Below are 17,763 nucleotides of genomic sequence, written 5' to 3'. Positions count from 1 at the left end.
AGTTCGTTTTTTTTGCCAAGTTTACATAAAAATTTGGCTCAGCATTCAAATTAGTGGTTGACAACAAGCACAAATTAGCGGAAGGACAGAGGGATTCTGGAGAAGTGGAACGTTTGTGTGATTTTAACAACGATCGGAAGAACCCTCTGTTCCGAAGCTTCCACCTCCAACGTTGTCAACCACTAATTTCAGTAGTCAAAGTTTTACGTTGTCAAATCATATGAATAATTTGACAACCTTACTGATAAAGCTTTTAATTTAATTGAACTTAGTTTGGAAGGAGCATGAGACTTGAAAATTTCTTATTTTTGGAGCAAACCCTTTTTATCCTCTCGTCCTTTTTTGTGGTTGCTTCTGTTATGTAACTTTTTTGGAACAATATATGGATACATATGGTATGAATCACAACTTACCTTGACTTGGAGAACTCAACCTTGGTGGCAAATTGTGTTTGTCCCAGACAGTCCAACTGCGAGCCTGTTTTTCACTATTTCAATCGCCTTTTTGTTGTTTTTGCAGCCTTCAAGCCGCAATTCTACTTTGGTTAAAATTATTGAAGCACTGGCTGTGGTGACAAGTATTAAGTATGGGATATGGGCAGTCAGTATGATCCTTGCAGGAGCTTATCAAGGTATGAGCCTACAGCCGACAGACTTTATGTTAATTTTCTCTCATTTAGCGATGGCTGTGGAGGCGTTACTCTATATATCATTATTTAAATTTAGAACGGCAGCCTTAATTGGTGCTATGGCTTGGACGTTGCTAAATGACTTTATAGACTATACCTATGAGGTGTACCCTTGGTTGCCTGAGGCGTTAAATGATGATGTTCGAGCCGTTATGATATTTACTATAGCTTTGACGCTAGCAAGTGGTCTAGCTTCTTGGATGGTTATGTATAAGACTCGTAAGACAAATAGCAATCTTTAAAGGACTAAATATACAAAATACACAAAATATACTGAGTTCTAACCTCGGACAACCTACCATACGATGATGGTAGGAGGGGATCACATGCCAAGCTTATTACGCTTCTCTAAACAATTTGCTATCGTTCTCATTTTTTCTCTTTGTGTGGGAGTGACGGGAGTATTGACAACAACGACAACTGCTTTTGCTATGGAGAACAAATCTCCACAATCAGTGCCACAACTTCAACCTCAGCAACAAGGACAAAAGCTACAGCAATTGGAGGCAGCAACAGAGCAATTATACCAATACATGCAAAGTGGGAATGTTAGCAAATCTCAAGAGCAATTATCCATTGTAGTAGAAATGGTAAAAAGTATTTCCTTTAAACAGTTAACATCAATTGAGGGGATTCATGAACTAGCCGGAGCAATTATGGATGTCCAGCAAGTCATCGTTTCTGTGTCTATTTCAGAGGAGGAATGGCAAAGAAGCTCTGCTAGCTTACGGTTAGCTGTAAATAGTATGCTCCACCATAAAGCGGGCTTGTGGCTTAATTACTATAAAGTGATGACAGAGCAGTTTAAGTCCATGAACCTAGCCCAAACAAATGGAGATAAGGATAAGCTTCAGGCAGCCATCCTCCACTTAAATGAAAATTATCAATTAATTCGACCTGCTGCAGTTATCGTCAGAGACGCCTCCACGATCTCCCAGTTTGATTCTTGGATGTCTTATGCAAGCAAGCTTAGCCAGCAGTCGCAACCCAATTGGGAAGTGTGGAAGGGGTTATTGTCGCAAGGGGAGCTGGCATTAAATCAATTGTTTGGCAAGGCTACACATGATCCAGTATTTTTACCTATCATTTATAACCAGCACCCTTGGCGGTTAGTCATGCTTATTGGTGGTTGGATTTTGTTGTCACTGCTGTATACAGCTTGGCGCAAATATAAAGGAGAGCAGGATCATATTGTTACTCTTCCTTAAAGCCTTCCCCATGTACGTCATGCACATCACTAATAATAATAAACGCGCGAGGATCAACAGATTTGGCAATGTTGTGCAATCGTCTAATTTCTTGCCTAGAAACAACGCAATACACCATATGTTTTGCTTGCTGAGAATAAGCACCAATCGCCGGAATCAAGGTTACACCCCGATCCATCTCTTTCGTAATAATATCCGCAATTGTAGGGGCATGATCACTAATAATGGTGAATGCTTTAGCGGCATAAGCCCCTTCCTGAATAAAATCAATAACCCTAGAAGCAATAAACACAGCTACAAGCGTATACAAAATATTTTCTTTTTTAATATAAAATAAAGACAAGCCAATAATGACAATATCAATAAATAAAATGACCTGTCCCATACTCCAGCCATACTTACGACCTAAAATTCGAGCAATAATATCTGAGCCTCCAGTTGTTCCACCAAAGCGAAACACAATGCCTAAGCCTGCTCCAAGCGTCACACCTGCATATAAGGAAACAAGGATATAGTCATGCTCCGTAATGAACGGGGCAATCCAATTCCCATTAATAAGTAGCTCAAACAACCACAGAAAAAAAGTTAAAGATGCAATACCAATCCCAGTGTACACAATTTGTTTTCCACCAAGAATACGCCATCCCAGCAAAAAGAGTGGAATATTAAGTAGTAAGTTTGATAGCGACGGAGAAATCCCAAACGCATAATTTAGCAAGATGGTAATCCCTGTTACGCCACCCTCCATCAGCTTGTTAGGTATGATAAAATACAACAGGCCAAACGCATAAATGGCAGTCCCTAACATTAAAGGTAATACCGCTTTTACATGATCCCACAGTTTTGTCTTGTTCATAAAATCCCTCGCTTGATTCCTGAAATAAGTGATTGCATACTCCCTTCCATAGTATACCTTTTTTTGTCTCCTTTAAAAAATGATTTGTTTTCAAAACGCCTTTACGATAACATAGGAATAAAACCTGAACTACTGTTGGAGGAAGATGTGTCGAATAATAAAACTCTTGAGGAAATGCAAAAGGAAGTAGATCAGTACATATCCCAATTTAAAGAGGGGTACTTCAGCCCTTTAAGTATGCTGGCTCGTATGTCAGAAGAGGTGGGTGAGCTAGCAAGAGAAGTGAACCATCAATTTGGTGAGAAGCCAAAAAAGGCTGAGGAAGCTGATAATTCAATTGAGCTTGAGCTAGGAGATATTTTATTTATTGTAATTTGCTTTGCAAATTCATTAGGCATTGATTTGACAGAGGCGCATGATAAAGTCATGCAGAAGTTTTCTACGCGTGATGCAAATAGATGGACAAAAAAGGACACCAATTAGTCCATTTGTTCATATGATGTATTACATTCGCCCACAAGTAGAGAATAGCAAGTTGTACAGGGTTGCAAAATTACTCAATACTTTAGAATGTGAGGAGATATTATGGCGGAAACAATCAGAGTTGCTGTTGCGGGAGCAGGCGGCAAAATGGGCAAAGAAGTAATAAAAATGGTGCTAGAAGATGCAGAGCTTTGTCTAGTAGCCGCCGTAAATTTATCAGATGAAGGTATAGATGCTGGTATATTGGCAGGTGTGTCTCCATGTGGGGTAAAAGTCACTACTGACTTAGAGTTAGCTTTAGTGGAGAGTAAGCCGGATGTGCTCGTTGATTTTACAACGCATCAATCTGCATATAAAAATACAGTGCTGTCAGTTAAGTATGGTGTGGCTCCTGTCGTAGGGACAACTGGATTTACACCAGAGCAAATTGAAGATCTGGACAAGCAGTGTCGTGAGAAGGGAATCGGAGGCATTATTGCACCTAACTTCTCTATTGGTGCGATTCTAATGATGAAATTTGCTGCGCAAGCAGCGAAGTATTTTCCTCATGTCGAAATTATTGAATACCATGGTGATCACAAGCTAGATGCGCCATCAGGAACAGCGATTAATACTGCAGAATTTATTGCAAAAAATCGTGAGGAAATTCGCCAAGGGGCGCTTGAGGAAACAGAACTCATTGATGGTGCTCGTGGTGGCTATTACAATGGCTTCCGTATCCATAGCGTAAGACTACCAGGGGTGTTTGCACAACAAGAGGTTGTTTTTGGGGGATTTGGTCAATCACTAAAAATAAGACATGACTCTTATGAACGTGCTGGGTATATGCCAGGCGTTAATTTGGCCATTAAAAAAGTGGTCACCTTCCAAGGCATGGTTTATGGTTTTGAACAATTTGTTGATGGATAAGGGAGATAATCGCTATGATAAATATTGCTTTTATTGCACATGATCGCAAAAAAGAAGATATCGTAAATTTTGTAATTGCGTATGAGCATGTCTTTAAAGATAAAAAGCTTTATTCAACAGGAACCACCGGCCTTCGCATAATGGAAAGTACAAATTTAAAAATTCATCGTTTTTTATCAGGTCCATTAGGTGGGGATCAACAAATTGGCTCCATGATTGCTCAAAATGAAATGGATTTAGTGATTTTCTTAAGAGATCCGCTACTCGCTCAGCCACATGAACCAGATATTACGGCATTACTTCGTCTTTGCGATGTACATGGCATTCCTGTTGCGACCAATATGGCATCTGCTGAAATTTTGGTGCGTGCACTGGATCGTGGAGAATTTGGTTGGCGTGAGCTGGTGGAACAAAATAAACCGGGATTGTCATCATGAGTAATGGATTAGACATTCTTATTTTTGGTGCTCATGCTGATGATGCTGAAATTGGGATGGCAGGTGTCATTGCAAAGCAGGTACATTTGGGCGCTAAAGTCGGCATTTGTGATTTAACGGAAGCTGAATTGTCCTCGAATGGAAACGTAGAATTACGTAAGCAGGAGGCGGCTTCAGCAGCAAAAAGCTTAGGTATTACTTGGCGTGGCAATCTAGGACTCAGTGATCGAGGTTTATTTGTCACCCCTCAGCATATTGAGCAAATTACGAAAGTAATTCGTGAGCATAAGCCAAAAGTAATTTTTGCACCTTACTGGGAGGATCGTCATCCCGATCATATCGCTTGTAGTAAATTAGTTGAAGAAGCAGTCTTTAATGCTAAGCTACGCAAGTTTATGCCTGAAATTCCTAGTATTCCTGCACCTGAAATATATTATTATTTTATCAATGATTGGCGTACGCCAGATCTGCTAGTGGATGTAACAGCGTATTATGAGCAAAAGGAAAAAGCCTTGATGTGTTATGCTTCTCAATTTGGACAAGCCTCGCCGCAAGATGATGTGGTATTGACACCACTCAATCAGGGATACATTGAACGGGTGAAGGCTAGAGATGCATTATTAGGACAACGAAAGTTAATCCAATACGCAGAGGGCTTTGCGGTCAAAACTCCGTTTGTTGTTGATGCTTTCGTTTGATTATTTAATTATTAGGTATTACTTGACTATGAAAACGAGAAGGGGGATTTATGTACATGGCCCCAAAATTAAAAATTGGCATTACGTGTTATCCGTCGATTGGCGGATCAGGTGTAGTGGCTACAGAGCTTGGGAAATTGCTGGCTCAACAGGGGCATGAGGTACATTTCATCTGTCATGGTGTACCTTTTCGCTTAGGAAGCTTTCATAAAAATATTATTTGTCATGAGGTTGAGGTTAGTGATTATTATGTATTCCGCTACCCACCCTACGACCTTTCATTAGCTACAAAGATGGCACAAGTAGCAAAAACAGAAAAACTAGACATATTGCATGTTCATTACGCTGTACCACATGCTGTGTGTGCCTTTTTAGCAAAACAGATGGTGGGAGAAGACTTAAAAGTCGTTACCACCTTGCATGGTACGGATATTACCGTCCTAGGACAAGATCAATCCATCAAGGATTTAATTCGTTTAGCCATAAATCAAAGTGATGCGGTTACGAGTGTCTCAGGCGATTTAATTAAACAGACAAGAGAAGCACTTGATATTACAAGAGATATCGATTTAACGTATAACTTTGTGGATGAAAATGTTTATTTCCCACGGGACGCCAAGGTGTGTCGAAACGATTTTGCTGCCGCCGATGAAAAGGTATTGATGCACATTTCTAACTTCCGACCAGTGAAACGGGTTGCGGATGTTGTGGATATTTTTAGTCTGGTGAATGAAAAAATCCCTTCAAAACTACTTTTTGTAGGAGAAGGACCTGATCTTCCTAAGGTTCAATGGAAAATCAAAGAGATGGGCCTTGAAGAGCGTGTTCATTTCCTTGGAAAACAAGATGATATTGCACAGGTTATTTCAATGGCAGATGTACTATTATTGCCTTCTGAAAAAGAGAGCTTTGGGCTTGTTGCATTAGAGGCGATGGCATGTGGTGTCCCAACGGTAGGTAGTCAAGCAGGAGGCATTCCAGAATTAGTAACGCATGGAGAAACAGGTTTCCTTGCACCGATCGGAGACACAGGGCAGATGGCAGAATACACTAGCCAGCTATTAAGTAATGATACATTAGCTAAGGCAATGCAAGCCGCATGTATTAAGCGTGCTAAGCATGAATTCAGCAGTGCAACCATTATGAGTCAATATGAGCAAATTTATTATCGTGTATTAGGCATAGAACAAGGAATACAGCAATAGAAAATTGTCCTATACCTTCTAACTAAGGAGTGAGGATGAATGACAATAAATAATAGTTGGACTCAAGTAGACCCCCTGATGCAAGCGCAGGGGGAGCTTGTGCTTAGAAAGCTAGTGGATGCTGGTTACCCTAGTTATTTTGTAGGTGGTTGTGTTCGTGATGAATTGATGTCAAGACCTGTACATGATATGGATATAGCGAGCAGCGCTACACCTGAACAGGTCATAGCGTTATTTGATCATGTCATCCCAACGGGATTACAGCATGGCACAGTGACTGTATTAATGGAAAACATATTTCACTTTGAAGTAACGACCTTCCGTACTGAATCTACATATGGCGATCATCGTAGACCTTCCTCAGTACAGTTCGTGAGCGACATTACTGAAGATCTACAACGTCGGGATTTTACGATGAACGCGATTGCGCGTGATGTAAATGGAGAGCTGACTGATCCTTTTGGGGGGGCAAAGGATATTGAATCGAAGACACTTCGTTGTGTTGGTCTCGCTTCTGAGCGGTTTGATGAAGACGCACTAAGGATGTTAAGAGCGGTTCGTTTTGCCTCGGTTTTTTCCTTTAGGCCAGTTAAAAGCTTATGGGCTGGACTACTTGCTGAGAAAGCTAAGCTTAAATACATTGCAATTGAACGTGTGCGTGCAGAACTAACTCGTGTAGTGCTAGGACCTGATCCCCTGTATGGATTAGCACTTATTAAGCGAAGTGGGTTATATCATTATTTTAAAGCTCCTATGTCTTGGTCTGGTTACATTAATGAGGATTTATTAAATATGTTACCGATTGTACCTACTGATTGTGCTTTAATCCGTTGGTCTTTGTTATTGCAGGGCTTGGGTTATTCTTCTTCACAAAGCTTAGATCTGATGAAATCTTGGACGTTTTCAAATGAAGAAGCCGAAGGGACAAGTAAGTTGATTTTGTTTGATGAACTGTGGCATGAAAAACTCGCTAAAAATCAAGATCTTGAAGCTCAAAGAAGAAGCTGGATCAAGCTAGAGCTAGAGTTAGGTAAGCAGAGTAGTGAGGATTGGCTTAAGCGTGAAAAATTACTCCAGTCTACTGGACGATATGAGCAGCTCCTAGCTTGGCATGAAGAGATCAAAATATATGCTCCACATGAATTATGTATTACAGGTAAGGATGTATTAGAGACAACGCAAAAACAAGGTGGACCTTGGTTAGGTCAGTTTTTGAAAAAAGTAACTTATCTAGTTGCAGTTGGTGATCTTTCTAATGAAAAAGAAATGCTGCTCGACGCGGCAAATAAAGAGGTGATACAAAATGGAATATGATCAATTACTTCAAATGTTTTTGGATCACCAAGGTGAATATTTATCAGGCGAAGAGATTAGTAACCGACTTGGTATTAGTCGAACTGCGGTCTGGAAGCAGATTAATAAGTTGCGGGAGCAGGGTTATGATTTTGAGGCGGTATCACGTAAAGGTTATCGTCTTGTCCATCAGCCTGACAAGCTGAAGCATCTAGATGTGGTTAAAGCACTTCAAGGCTGTCAATATGGTGGTCAACTCAAGCTGCTTGAAACTACGACTTCTACGCAGGAGGAAATTCGAATTTGGGCAGACCAAGGTGCAGACAATGGTGCACTTGTCATCGCTGAAGAACAGACCCTTGGACGCGGAAGACAAGGACGTAGATGGATGTCTCCATCAGGTAAAGGGGTATGGATGAGTTTATTGCTCAAACCTGAATTGCCCTTAGCGGATGCTTCAAGGTTGACGTTACTTACCGCTGTCGCAGTATGTAGGGCACTTCGTAGCATTACAGGTCTAGAAATTGGCATTAAGTGGCCTAACGATTTGCTCATCAACGGAAAAAAAATCTGTGGCATATTAGTAGAATCTGCAGGTGAAGATGGCAAAATTCGTTATTGTGTCGTTGGAATCGGAATTGATGTTAATTTGGAGGCACAGGATTATGCTGAAGAGTTATCTCACCGAGCAACTTCACTTAAAATAGAAGGTAATCAAAATTATGATCGAGCTGTTATTATCGGTGCAGTGATGAAAGAAATGGAATTTTTAATGACCTCCTTTTTAGAGCAGGGCTTCTCTACGATTGCAAACTTATGGGAGGCATTATCTGTAACCTTAGGTAAAACGATAACAGTAAGAACGTATCAAGGTGAAATGATCGGGGTAGCAGAGGAATTGGATAGTTCAGGGGGACTTAAGCTAAGGAAGCCTGATGGAAATATTGAAATTGTATACTCAGGTGAAATATAAATATAATAATTAAGAGATGCAAGTCTACATGTTATTTGCTATACTGTAGCTATAAGACGGCATCGTAATTCGAGCTGTACTTATAAAATAAGGATTGTAGTTAACATGTGCGTGAACGTACACGTTGGATTCTGCTCAGAGCCGAAGAGGACCGGGACAGAAGGGACGATGGATGGACTCTTCTTGTAGAAATCGGACCTTTTTAGCAAAATGGCTAAAAGGTTTTTTTTATGGATAACAACATGTTTTTTAGTTGCTTATCCAGCATATCGTGCTTATCTCCTCATCTTAAGGAAAATGAAATTAGGCACTTTATTGCTATGTAGCCATGAGAATTAGAAGACTACATGAAAAAACAAGGAGATGGCAAACCAATGGCAACAAAACCAATGCTCAACATTATTAAGCTTAAGAAAATGAAAGAAGCGGGCGATCCGATTTCGATGATCACAGCATATGATTATCCCTCAGCACGACTTGCGGAAGAGGCTGGGATTGATATCATATTAGTTGGTGATTCTTTAGCTAATGTTGTGTTAGGGTATAACTCCACAATTCCAATTACGATTGATGACATGGTGTTCCATAGTCGTAGTGTTGCAAGAGGGGCTACGCATACGTTTATCGTAACGGATATGCCGTTTATGACCTATCATGGCAACATTGATGAGACACTTCGTAATGTGCGCCGGATTATGCAAGAGGGTTATGCACATGCGGTTAAAATGGAAGGTGGAGCAGAGATTGCACCTGCGATAAATGCAATTGTCAAAGCAGGCGTGCCTGTGCTTGGTCATATTGGTCTTACACCGCAATCTGTGAATCAAATTGGTGGTTATCGTATTCAAGGCAAAACACCTGAAGAAGCTAAGCAACTTATGGAAGATGCAAAAGCTTTAGAGAAAGCAGGCGCATTTGCGATTGTATTAGAGCTTGTAACTGAAGAGGTTGCTGCTGCGATTTCGGCTGCAATTTCTATTCCTGTCATCGGTATTGGAGCAGGACGGAAGGTAGATGGCCAAGTGTTAGTTTATCATGACGTGTTGAAATACACGGCTAGCTATAGAGAAAAACGATTTGTAAAAACGTATGCCGATCTTGGTGAGCTTGCGAAGCAGGGCATTACTGAATTTATAAAAGAAGTAAAAACCAAGGAGTTTCCTTCTGAAGATCACGTTTTTGCGGCAAATGAAGAAGTATTAGATCAGTTGTATGGGGCAAAGACTGGAGCACAACAATGAAATTAGTGAAAGAAATAAATGCATTACGTTCTCATTTGAAGGAGATCACTTTTAAGGCAGCACAGGGCGGTAAGCAGCTTCAAGTAGGTTTTGTGCCAACGATGGGTTATCTACATGCTGGACATGCAAGTTTACTTCGACAAGCACGTCAGGAAAATGACATTGTCGTGTTAAGTATTTTTGTAAATCCAATTCAATTTGGCGCAAATGAAGACCTAGATAAATATCCTCGAGACTTTGAAGCAGACATGACATTAGCAGGTCAAATGGGTGTAGATATTGTTTTTATGCCAACACCTGAGGAAATGTATCCAACACCAACTAAAACACATGTAAAGGTGTCACAGCTTACTGATCTTTTATGTGGAGCCTCTCGTCCAGGACATTTTGATGGTGTAACAACGGTTGTGAGCAAGCTTTTTCATATTGTATCACCAAATGTAGCTTATTTTGGTCAAAAGGATGCTCAGCAGCTTGCTGTTATTACACAGATGGTTCACGATTTAAATTTAGATGTGAAGATCGTGCCTTGCCCAATCGTGCGTGAGCCGGATGGACTTGCACTTAGCTCTCGTAATGTGTATCTAAGTGATGATGAAAGACAAGCGGCTTTAGTGTTATCTCAAAGCTTAGAGCTTGCTAAGCGCTTAACATCTTCCTCAAATTCAGTTAATATTGGTCAGCTACGGGATTCCGTTATAAGTCATATTAACGCAGAACCATTAGCCAAAATTGATTATGTAACATTAACCTCATTTCCAGAGCTTGAGGAGCTTGAGGATGAATTAAAATATAGTGAAATTCAAGGTGATGTTTTACTTGCCCTTGCTGTTAAATTTGGAAACACTCGGCTAATTGATAATGTCATTTTAACGAAGAAAGGGCTGTGAGCCATGTATCGCACTTTGATGAAATCAAAAATTCATAGAGCAACGGTCACCGAAGCTAATCTTAACTATGTAGGCAGTATCACGATAGATGAATTGCTTATGGAGCAAGCGGACTTGGTGGAAAATGAAAAGGTGCAAATTGTTAATAATAACAATGGTGCACGCCTTGAGACATATGTTATTCCTGGTCCAAGAGCAAGTGGAGTAATTTGCTTAAATGGTGCTGCTGCAAGATTGGTTCAGCCTGGAGATAACGTCATTATCATTTCATATGGGGAATATTCACCTGAAGAGGTTCGTAGTCACAAGCCAACGGTTGTATTTGTCAACGAGCACAATGTAGCAGTTGAAAAAGCATTCCAAGAACTACATGCTACGATTCGCTAACTGCTTTACAGACTGCGCAGGTATGTAATTAATGCCTGTGGGAATGAAAAGGCGCTTTTCAACAAAAAATGAAGGTATCTTAAAACCTGATTCACATCATTTCTTGTTGAGAGCGGGGGATGCACATGATGTTTGAGCACATGTTTGCTGAAATGAATGAAATATTAGATGAAATATCTCAAAAATACCCATCGGCCAATGGCGTAAAAAAGCAAGAGCTTGATTACAAGTGGAATTTGTTAAAGGATATGAGTGATGGCATCATTGAGGAATGGCTCAGTTTTGAAGAAAAATTAGGTGTTTTACAAAAAAACTGTGGACAATCTAACAATTACGCCCATCCGGAAACTTCTAATGAAGAAATTATGAAGCAAACTGATTTTGTGAAAGCGCAAGGTTATTATAAGCTACTGATGTTTGAACAGGCGTATCGGTTGTTTTTACAGCTACAGAGCCATTTTCCTCAAAGTGATTTGATTTACACGTATCTCGGCATGTGTGCGATGCATTTGCAGCACTATAATGAAGCTGTAGAATATATGGGTAAGGTACTTGAGCTGACCTCGAGTCCTCGTACAAGAGCAATTATTTATAATGCTTTAGGCTGTATTGCTGCAACAGATAAACGTATGGCTGAAGCCAAGGAGTACTTTTTATTAGCACATCACAATGATGAAACGCTGGATGAACCCGTTCAAAATCTAAAATCATGTCAGCAAAACAACGGGCAATTATTTATTAGTAATCAATTTTCACCATTAGCTTAAAATTAGTGATAAAGCGATGTGACTGTCCAAGGGATCAGATTACATCGCTTTATTGCGCCTTCAAGGTGCATTTTTACAAGTTATTTTCAAGAAGGTCATCTTCTGTTATGCTGATAATAGAAATGGAATGAAAGGGACTTAAATTGTAATGAAATATGCGGTATTGGATTTTGAAACAACAGGTAACCAGTCCACAGATGAGATTATTCAGGTTGGGCTTGCTATTATAGATCATGATTCCACCGTATCCCATATATATCGTTCTTATGTGAAGCCAAGTGTTGCAATTCCCCCCTTTATAACAGGGTTGACCGGAATTACAGAAGATGATGTGTCGGATGCTCCTGAGCTTGATGAGGTCATGATGCAGATGGTTCCTTTGTTAAACGATGTTATTCTTGTGGGACATAACGTCGCTTTTGACTTTAACTTTTTACAAAATGGGCTTGAAAAGACAGGTTACCTTCCTTTTACAGGAAGAATTCTTGATACGATGGACTTTCTGAAAATATTATTTCCATCTTTAACGTCATATCAGCTTGGTATGGTCTCGAAGCAATTTGAAGTGCAGCATGACCGTCCACATCAAGCCGATAGTGATGCGCTTGCGACGGCGCTTATTTTTATTAAATGCTTAGAGGAAATTAAGGATCTTCCACTGCTAACCATTCAAAGGTTGTGTGATCTATTCGCGGATGATAGTGATTTGGGATGGTTTTTTGAAGCGGTGCTCACAGAAAGAGAGCAGGAAAGCCTTCAAGAAGAGGATACACGTTATACGTATTACAGACAATTTGCGCTCAAGGTTCAGGATTGGATGGATATTGAACCTCCTCGTGCACTGATGGAGAAAAATCCTTTAGCAGAGGTAAGCTTTGAGCAATTTATGGAGCAGGTCACAGGTTCTTTAAAAGAAGCCTTACCCCAATATGAGCAACGGGAAGCACAAACCCTTATGCTTGATAAGGTAAATGAGGCATTCCAGGATGATAAGCATTTACTTATCGAGGCAGGCACTGGTACGGGTAAATCGTTAGGGTACTTACTTCCATCTATTTATCAAAGTGTAAAAAGTGATGAGAAGGTCATGATTAGTACACATACGATAAACCTTCAAGAACAGCTTAGAGAACGTGATGTACCTTTATTATCCAAGGTTGTTCCTTTTCCATTTCGAGCAGCGATTTTTAAAGGAAGACAACATTATTTGTGTTTGAGAAAATTTGAACATAAAATAAATAGAAGAGACTTTGTTGCGCCCAAGGATGACGTATTGATTGCAGCTCAGATGATTGTATGGTTAGCAAGAACCGAATCAGGGGATGATGAAGAATTAAATATGGGTAATCGTGGTGCTGACTTCTGGGAAACAGTTGCAAGTGAATCTGATTCTTGTTTAGGACGTGCCTGTCCATGGTTCCGTAAATGCTACTATCATCGCGCTAAGCATGAAGCAGGAATTGCAGATGTAGTCATAACGAACCATTCTAAATTGTTCACTGACATTCAAGCAGGTCATCAGCTGTTGCCAGCTTATGAGCGACTTGTTGTTGACGAAGCTCATCATCTAGAGGATGTTGCTGGAAAGCATCTTGGTTTACAGATGAAATACTTTACAATCGTGCATACTCTGATGAGATTGTTTAAAGATAGTAAAACAGGGCAACTCCCAAGCTTAATGGGACTACTACAATCTTCTCATTATGAGAACAGCAATGAATGGATTCGAGTGATGGACGATATGTACCATGATTTGCTAGATGTGAAGGAAAGCTGGGATCGTTTAAGCGATATGCTGTTTGGACTCATGCCTGAACGTAATGATGCAGCACCAGGCGATCCTGGGCAGTTCGTATTGCGTCTTTTAGGCCACAATAGACCTGATAGCTGGGAGGAGATTGTCGCCCTTGAAAACAGCATTTATGTCACGATGGGCGATGTTGTCCGTAAAGGTGAAAAGATGCTTGCACAAATTAGGGACGCGGTTGATGATTATGCGATTGAGGCATTGGTGACAGACATTAGCGGCTTACTTAAGGATATGGCTAATCAACGAGATGGTCTTCGTACCTTTATTAAGCTTGATAATGAGGACATCGTATATTGGATGGAGGCAAATGGGAATTATCGTGGTCGTTCCCTGCAAATCTTTGCGGTACCGATTGATGTGAGTGAACAGTTAAAGGCATTCTTTTTTGACAAAAAGAAAAGTGTCGTTATGACCTCTGCAACGTTATCTGTCGATAAATCCTTTCAATATATGATTGAGCAGCTAGGTCTAGAGCAATCGCAGGAGGATCATCGCTTATTACAATCGATGTTACCATCGCCATTTAATTATCGTGATCAGTCCCTGCTTGTTATCCCTCGCGATTTTCCAAGTCTTAAGGGAAGCATTGGCGATGGACATTTTATTAACACCCTTGTCACCTCCTTAGCGGACGCAGCTGTTGCCACCAAAGGACGTATGCTTGTCTTATTTACCTCCTATCGGATGTTAAGACAGGTGTATGACCCGTTAAAGGAACGTTTAGCTAATGAAGGAATTACGGTGCTCGGACAAGGTATGGACAACGGCAGTCGGAACAAGCTTACACGCAGATTCCAGCATGATGCAGCATCTGTATTGCTAGGCACAAATAGCTTCTGGGAAGGTGTGGATATTCCCGGGGAGGCATTAACAAGCCTGGCTATCGTTCGTCTCCCGTTTCAGCCACCTAACCATCCTATGGTTGAAGCCAAAAGTGAACGGTTAAAGAGAGAGAAAAAAAATCCATTCATGAAATTATCTGTACCTCAGGCTGTGATTAGGTTCAAGCAAGGCTTTGGACGTTTGGTTCGTTCATCACAGGATCGCGGAATCGTGATTGTGTATGATACGCGTATTTTGGAATCCTATTATGGGAAACACTTTTTGTATTCCTTGCCAGGACCCAAGATGGAGCATATGCCATTGGCACAAATGACACCACGCATTTCTCAGTGGCTAGAAATGGAGCAAGAGTAGGACAGAGTAAGTAGAGAAAAAGTATAAGCCATATTGATATTGATTTTGGAGGTAACAAAATGAAATCGGAAAAAATTTCAGATGCAGTGGTGCGTAGATTACCTGTGTACCTACGCTTCCTTAATCAACTCACCATGCAGGAAGTGTTAACTGTATCTTCACAGGAATTGGGACAAAAATTAGATTTAAATCCAGCACAGATTCGGAAAGATTTAGCTTATTTCGGAGACTTTGGGCGTAAAGGGATTGGCTATGATGTTTCCTACTTAATCGAAAAAATTAGATATATCTTAAATCTTGATCAACAGATCAATGTTGCGTTAATTGGTGCTGGTAATTTAGGTCAAGCCTTGTCTAACTATAATGCTTATTTGAAAGACAACATGAAAATTGTAGCTGTATTTGATACGTATGAAGGTAAAATAGGCACATCCATTAACAATATTGTTGTGCAGCCGATTGATCAATTAACGGATACAATAGTAAAAAACAATGTAAAAATTGGCATTATCACTGTTCCCGGTTCTGAAGCACAACGTGTCGCAGATGAATTGATTTCTGCGGGAATACGTGCGATTTTAAATTTTGCGCCTGTCATTTTAAAAACACCTCCTGACATTCGGGTGCATAACGCCGATTTCACGACGGATTTGTTAAGCTTAGCTTATTATTTACAAGATAAAGATGATAAAGATGTGGCATCACATGAGTCATAAGTGGTTGATTGAAAATGGAGCCTTTCTCGTTTTAGATCACACTTGCCCTATTATAAATGGCTATATGTTGATCGAAGATGACCTGATAAAGTATGTGGGGGAAATTCGACCTCAGGTTGAAGAAGGGATTCAAATTATGGATGGTTCAGGCTTGTTATTTATGCCTGGCTTAATAAATACACATGGTCATTCGCCGATGTCGTTATTGCGAGGGCTTAGTGATGATGTAACTCTTCAAGTTTGGCTACAACAAAAAATATGGCCAATGGAAGCAAAGTTTAGTGAGCAAGAGATATCTGCAGGGGCAGCCTTATCTATCCTTGAAATGATTAAAGGTGGAACAACTACTTTTTTAGATATGTATATTTACATGGATGAGGTAGCCAGACTTGTTGAGCAAGCAGGGATCCGTGCAGTTTTAACTAGAGGGGTACTTGGGATGTGCTCAGAGCAAGAGCAATTAGATAAGCTTGCGGGTGCGGTTTCTTTTGCTAAAGAATGGAATCATGCTGCAGATGGTCGGATAACTACGATGTTATCTCCTCATTCTCCGTATACCTGTCCTCCTGCTTTAATCCACAAATTTGTGGAAGCTGCTCATGATCTGGATGTTTCCCTACATACCCATATGTCTGAGACAAGGCTTGAGGTAGAGCAATGTATTAAGGATTATGGAGTTACACCTGCCCAGCATTTGCAGCAGCTAGGGTTCTTCTCAAGGCCAGCATTAGTTGCACACGGGGTACATGTGAACAGCGAAGAGATACAGCTTTTAGCTGCGCATAAGGTAAGTGTTGCCCATAATCCAGGAAGTAATCTGAAACTGGCAAGTGGTATCGCTCCTGTTGTACAGTTGCTAGAAGCGGGGGTTAATGTATCCCTTGGGACGGATAGTGCGGCAAGCAACAATAACTTAGATATGTTTGAGGAAATGAACTTGGCTGCTCTAATTCATAAAGGAGTTAGTGGCGACCCTACTGCTGTACCTGCGATAGAGGCAATAAAGATGGGGACAGAATATGGTGCGAAAGCGTTAGGTCTGTCTCATATCGGCAGTCTTAGTGCGGGAAAAAAGGCAGATTTCATTGCCCTGTCACTACAGCAAGCTCATTTTGTTCCTAAAAGTGATCTCTTATCCCATCTCATTTATTCAGCAGGTGCACAGGACGTTGAGCATGTATGGGTAAATGGTGTTCAAGTAGTCAGACATAAGGAATGTCTCACTATGGATGAGGAGAAAATTTGCTATGAGGCTGAGGCAGCTTTACAACGTATAAGCTAACATCATCCTACAAGCTTAGGGAGGAAAATAGGCTTTGAAGAGTAGAACGAAGTGGATATTGCTGTCTATTCTCATTTTGCTGCTTGTCTTGTTTGGTCTACAGCGATTTTATGTATACGTTCAGCAAGATAAATGGGGTGGCGAGGCTGCAGCAATTGAAAAAGCCAAACAGGAAAGCAACCTAGTTCAAGCTGATAAGGTATGGAAATCAGTTTGGGATCAAGTCGTATGGGTGGTTCAAGGGTCTAACGATCAAGGACAAGACATGATGGTATGGTTGGAGGAAGGAAAGGAAGCTCAAAAAAGGTTATTGTCTGAGGGGATGTCTGAAGAATCAATTACCGCCATCATTAATCAAGAGTTACCTAATGCAAAAATAAAACGGTTAGTCCCTGGCATTTTTAACAATACACTAGTATGGCAACTATTTTATAAGCAACAGGATCATTATATTTATCGCTTTTATGATTTTCATACAGGCAAACCGTTAGCGGATGAATATACGTTGCCTAATCGATAGTAATATTTTGAGCAATGAGTGCTTGACCAATGACTAAAGGATGATAGCTACGATCCAGAGCGTTCTTACGATTGTTGTTAAAATCAACTTCCTATTATTGAATTATATTTATGGATGGAATTTGATTTTAAGAGCATTCCTGTATTCCCTTAAATTTGGTCTTTGAAATAAAACGAGCACTCCCTTAAGATAATGGTGTCTAC

The 17,763-nt window shown here is 40.4% G+C and carries 18 protein-coding genes; 17 read left to right on the top strand and 1 reads right to left on the bottom strand.

The window, feature by feature from the left end:
* The first annotated feature begins 291 nt into the window (after positions 1–291).
* Positions 292–930, top strand: a complete 639-nt coding sequence (locus J2Z32_RS21660; protein ID WP_210091291.1) for a DUF1405 domain-containing protein — start codon at positions 292–294, stop codon at positions 928–930.
* A gap of 84 nt (positions 931–1,014) precedes the next feature.
* A complete protein-coding gene (locus J2Z32_RS21655) occupies positions 1,015–1,896 on the top strand; it encodes a sporulation protein YpjB (RefSeq protein WP_210091290.1) in 882 nt (293 codons plus the stop codon).
* On the opposite strand, the gene J2Z32_RS21650 is transcribed toward J2Z32_RS21655, so the two are convergent.
* Positions 1,883–2,752, bottom strand: a complete 870-nt coding sequence (locus tag J2Z32_RS21650) for a YitT family protein (protein ID WP_210091289.1) — start codon at positions 2,750–2,752, stop codon at positions 1,883–1,885. The genes J2Z32_RS21655 and J2Z32_RS21650 overlap by 14 nt on opposite strands.
* A gap of 174 nt (positions 2,753–2,926) precedes the next feature.
* On the opposite strand from J2Z32_RS21650, the gene J2Z32_RS21645 reads away from it, so the two are divergent.
* From J2Z32_RS21645 to J2Z32_RS21575, 15 genes are all read left to right on the top strand, one after another.
* Positions 2,927–3,235, top strand: coding sequence for a nucleotide pyrophosphohydrolase (locus J2Z32_RS21645; RefSeq protein WP_210091305.1), 309 nt, complete (start codon positions 2,927–2,929; stop codon positions 3,233–3,235).
* 102 nt (positions 3,236–3,337) lie between these two features.
* Positions 3,338–4,144, top strand: a complete 807-nt coding sequence (dapB, locus tag J2Z32_RS21640) for a 4-hydroxy-tetrahydrodipicolinate reductase (protein ID WP_210091288.1) — start codon at positions 3,338–3,340, stop codon at positions 4,142–4,144.
* Positions 4,145–4,158: 14 nt separating this feature from the next.
* A complete protein-coding gene (mgsA, locus tag J2Z32_RS21635; protein ID WP_210091287.1) occupies positions 4,159–4,581 on the top strand; it encodes a methylglyoxal synthase in 423 nt (140 codons plus the stop codon).
* Complete coding sequence (gene bshB1 / locus J2Z32_RS21630; protein WP_210091286.1) at positions 4,578–5,279, top strand: bacillithiol biosynthesis deacetylase BshB1; 702 nt, start codon at positions 4,578–4,580, stop codon at positions 5,277–5,279. The genes mgsA and bshB1 overlap by 4 nt, the downstream gene beginning before the upstream one ends.
* A gap of 56 nt (positions 5,280–5,335) precedes the next feature.
* Positions 5,336–6,484, top strand: a complete 1,149-nt coding sequence (bshA, locus tag J2Z32_RS21625) for an N-acetyl-alpha-D-glucosaminyl L-malate synthase BshA (RefSeq protein ID WP_210091285.1) — start codon at positions 5,336–5,338, stop codon at positions 6,482–6,484.
* Positions 6,485–6,523: 39 nt separating this feature from the next.
* A complete protein-coding gene (locus J2Z32_RS21620; protein WP_210091284.1) occupies positions 6,524–7,798 on the top strand; it encodes a CCA tRNA nucleotidyltransferase in 1,275 nt (424 codons plus the stop codon).
* Positions 7,788–8,750, top strand: coding sequence for a biotin--[acetyl-CoA-carboxylase] ligase (locus J2Z32_RS21615; protein WP_210091283.1), 963 nt, complete (start codon positions 7,788–7,790; stop codon positions 8,748–8,750). The genes J2Z32_RS21620 and J2Z32_RS21615 overlap by 11 nt, the downstream gene beginning before the upstream one ends.
* A gap of 374 nt (positions 8,751–9,124) precedes the next feature.
* The gene (gene panB, locus J2Z32_RS21610) at positions 9,125–9,991 is read left to right on the top strand and encodes a 3-methyl-2-oxobutanoate hydroxymethyltransferase (RefSeq protein WP_210091282.1); all 867 of its coding nucleotides are present in this window, start codon (positions 9,125–9,127) and stop codon (positions 9,989–9,991) included.
* A complete protein-coding gene (panC, locus tag J2Z32_RS21605) occupies positions 9,988–10,881 on the top strand; it encodes a pantoate--beta-alanine ligase (protein WP_210091281.1) in 894 nt (297 codons plus the stop codon). Before panB ends, panC begins: the two co-directional genes overlap by 4 nt.
* Positions 10,882–10,884: 3 nt before the next feature.
* Positions 10,885–11,268, top strand: a complete 384-nt coding sequence (gene panD, locus J2Z32_RS21600; RefSeq protein WP_210091280.1) for an aspartate 1-decarboxylase — start codon at positions 10,885–10,887, stop codon at positions 11,266–11,268.
* A gap of 125 nt (positions 11,269–11,393) precedes the next feature.
* Positions 11,394–12,035 carry a hypothetical protein gene (locus J2Z32_RS21595; RefSeq protein WP_210091279.1) on the top strand — a complete coding sequence of 214 codons (642 nt, stop codon included), beginning with the start codon at positions 11,394–11,396 and terminating at the stop codon, positions 12,033–12,035.
* Positions 12,036–12,183: 148 nt separating this feature from the next.
* The gene (gene dinG / locus J2Z32_RS21590; RefSeq protein ID WP_210091278.1) at positions 12,184–15,042 is read left to right on the top strand and encodes an ATP-dependent DNA helicase DinG; all 2,859 of its coding nucleotides are present in this window, start codon (positions 12,184–12,186) and stop codon (positions 15,040–15,042) included.
* A gap of 59 nt (positions 15,043–15,101) precedes the next feature.
* Positions 15,102–15,758 (top strand): redox-sensing transcriptional repressor Rex, encoded by a 657-nt coding sequence (locus tag J2Z32_RS21585; RefSeq protein WP_210091277.1) that lies wholly within the window; start codon positions 15,102–15,104, stop codon positions 15,756–15,758.
* Positions 15,748–17,040, top strand: a complete 1,293-nt coding sequence (locus J2Z32_RS21580) for an amidohydrolase (RefSeq protein WP_210091276.1) — start codon at positions 15,748–15,750, stop codon at positions 17,038–17,040. Before J2Z32_RS21585 ends, J2Z32_RS21580 begins: the two co-directional genes overlap by 11 nt.
* Before the next feature lie 34 nt (positions 17,041–17,074).
* Positions 17,075–17,560, top strand: coding sequence for a cell wall elongation regulator TseB-like domain-containing protein (locus J2Z32_RS21575; protein WP_210091275.1), 486 nt, complete (start codon positions 17,075–17,077; stop codon positions 17,558–17,560).
* Positions 17,561–17,763: the final 203 nt, after the last annotated feature.

Source organism: Paenibacillus turicensis (assembly GCF_017873435.1).
Lineage (GTDB): Bacteria > Bacillota > Bacilli > Paenibacillales > Paenibacillaceae > Fontibacillus > Fontibacillus turicensis.
Note: the sequence above shows the minus strand (reverse complement) of the source record. Positions and strands in the feature narration are given on the sequence as shown.

What these genes read in the sequence shown, in the direction of transcription:
- J2Z32_RS21655 (WP_210091290.1), top strand. Translation starts at nt 1,015, where the DNA reads ATGCCAAGCTTATTACGCTTCTCTAAACAATTTGCTATCGTTCTCATT.
- J2Z32_RS21650 (WP_210091289.1), bottom strand. Translation starts at nt 2,752, where the DNA reads ATGAACAAGACAAAACTGTGGGATCATGTAAAAGCGGTATTACCTTTA.
- J2Z32_RS21645 (WP_210091305.1), top strand. Translation starts at nt 2,927, where the DNA reads ATGCAAAAGGAAGTAGATCAGTACATATCCCAATTTAAAGAGGGGTAC.
- dapB (WP_210091288.1), top strand. Translation starts at nt 3,338, where the DNA reads ATGGCGGAAACAATCAGAGTTGCTGTTGCGGGAGCAGGCGGCAAAATG.
- mgsA (WP_210091287.1), top strand. Translation starts at nt 4,159, where the DNA reads ATGATAAATATTGCTTTTATTGCACATGATCGCAAAAAAGAAGATATC.
- bshB1 (WP_210091286.1), top strand. Translation starts at nt 4,578, where the DNA reads ATGAGTAATGGATTAGACATTCTTATTTTTGGTGCTCATGCTGATGAT.
- bshA (WP_210091285.1), top strand. Translation starts at nt 5,336, where the DNA reads ATGGCCCCAAAATTAAAAATTGGCATTACGTGTTATCCGTCGATTGGC.
- J2Z32_RS21620 (WP_210091284.1), top strand. Translation starts at nt 6,524, where the DNA reads ATGACAATAAATAATAGTTGGACTCAAGTAGACCCCCTGATGCAAGCG.
- J2Z32_RS21615 (WP_210091283.1), top strand. Translation starts at nt 7,788, where the DNA reads ATGGAATATGATCAATTACTTCAAATGTTTTTGGATCACCAAGGTGAA.
- panB (WP_210091282.1), top strand. Translation starts at nt 9,125, where the DNA reads ATGGCAACAAAACCAATGCTCAACATTATTAAGCTTAAGAAAATGAAA.
- panC (WP_210091281.1), top strand. Translation starts at nt 9,988, where the DNA reads ATGAAATTAGTGAAAGAAATAAATGCATTACGTTCTCATTTGAAGGAG.
- panD (WP_210091280.1), top strand. Translation starts at nt 10,885, where the DNA reads ATGTATCGCACTTTGATGAAATCAAAAATTCATAGAGCAACGGTCACC.
- J2Z32_RS21595 (WP_210091279.1), top strand. Translation starts at nt 11,394, where the DNA reads ATGATGTTTGAGCACATGTTTGCTGAAATGAATGAAATATTAGATGAA.
- dinG (WP_210091278.1), top strand. Translation starts at nt 12,184, where the DNA reads ATGAAATATGCGGTATTGGATTTTGAAACAACAGGTAACCAGTCCACA.
- J2Z32_RS21585 (WP_210091277.1), top strand. Translation starts at nt 15,102, where the DNA reads ATGAAATCGGAAAAAATTTCAGATGCAGTGGTGCGTAGATTACCTGTG.
- J2Z32_RS21580 (WP_210091276.1), top strand. Translation starts at nt 15,748, where the DNA reads ATGAGTCATAAGTGGTTGATTGAAAATGGAGCCTTTCTCGTTTTAGAT.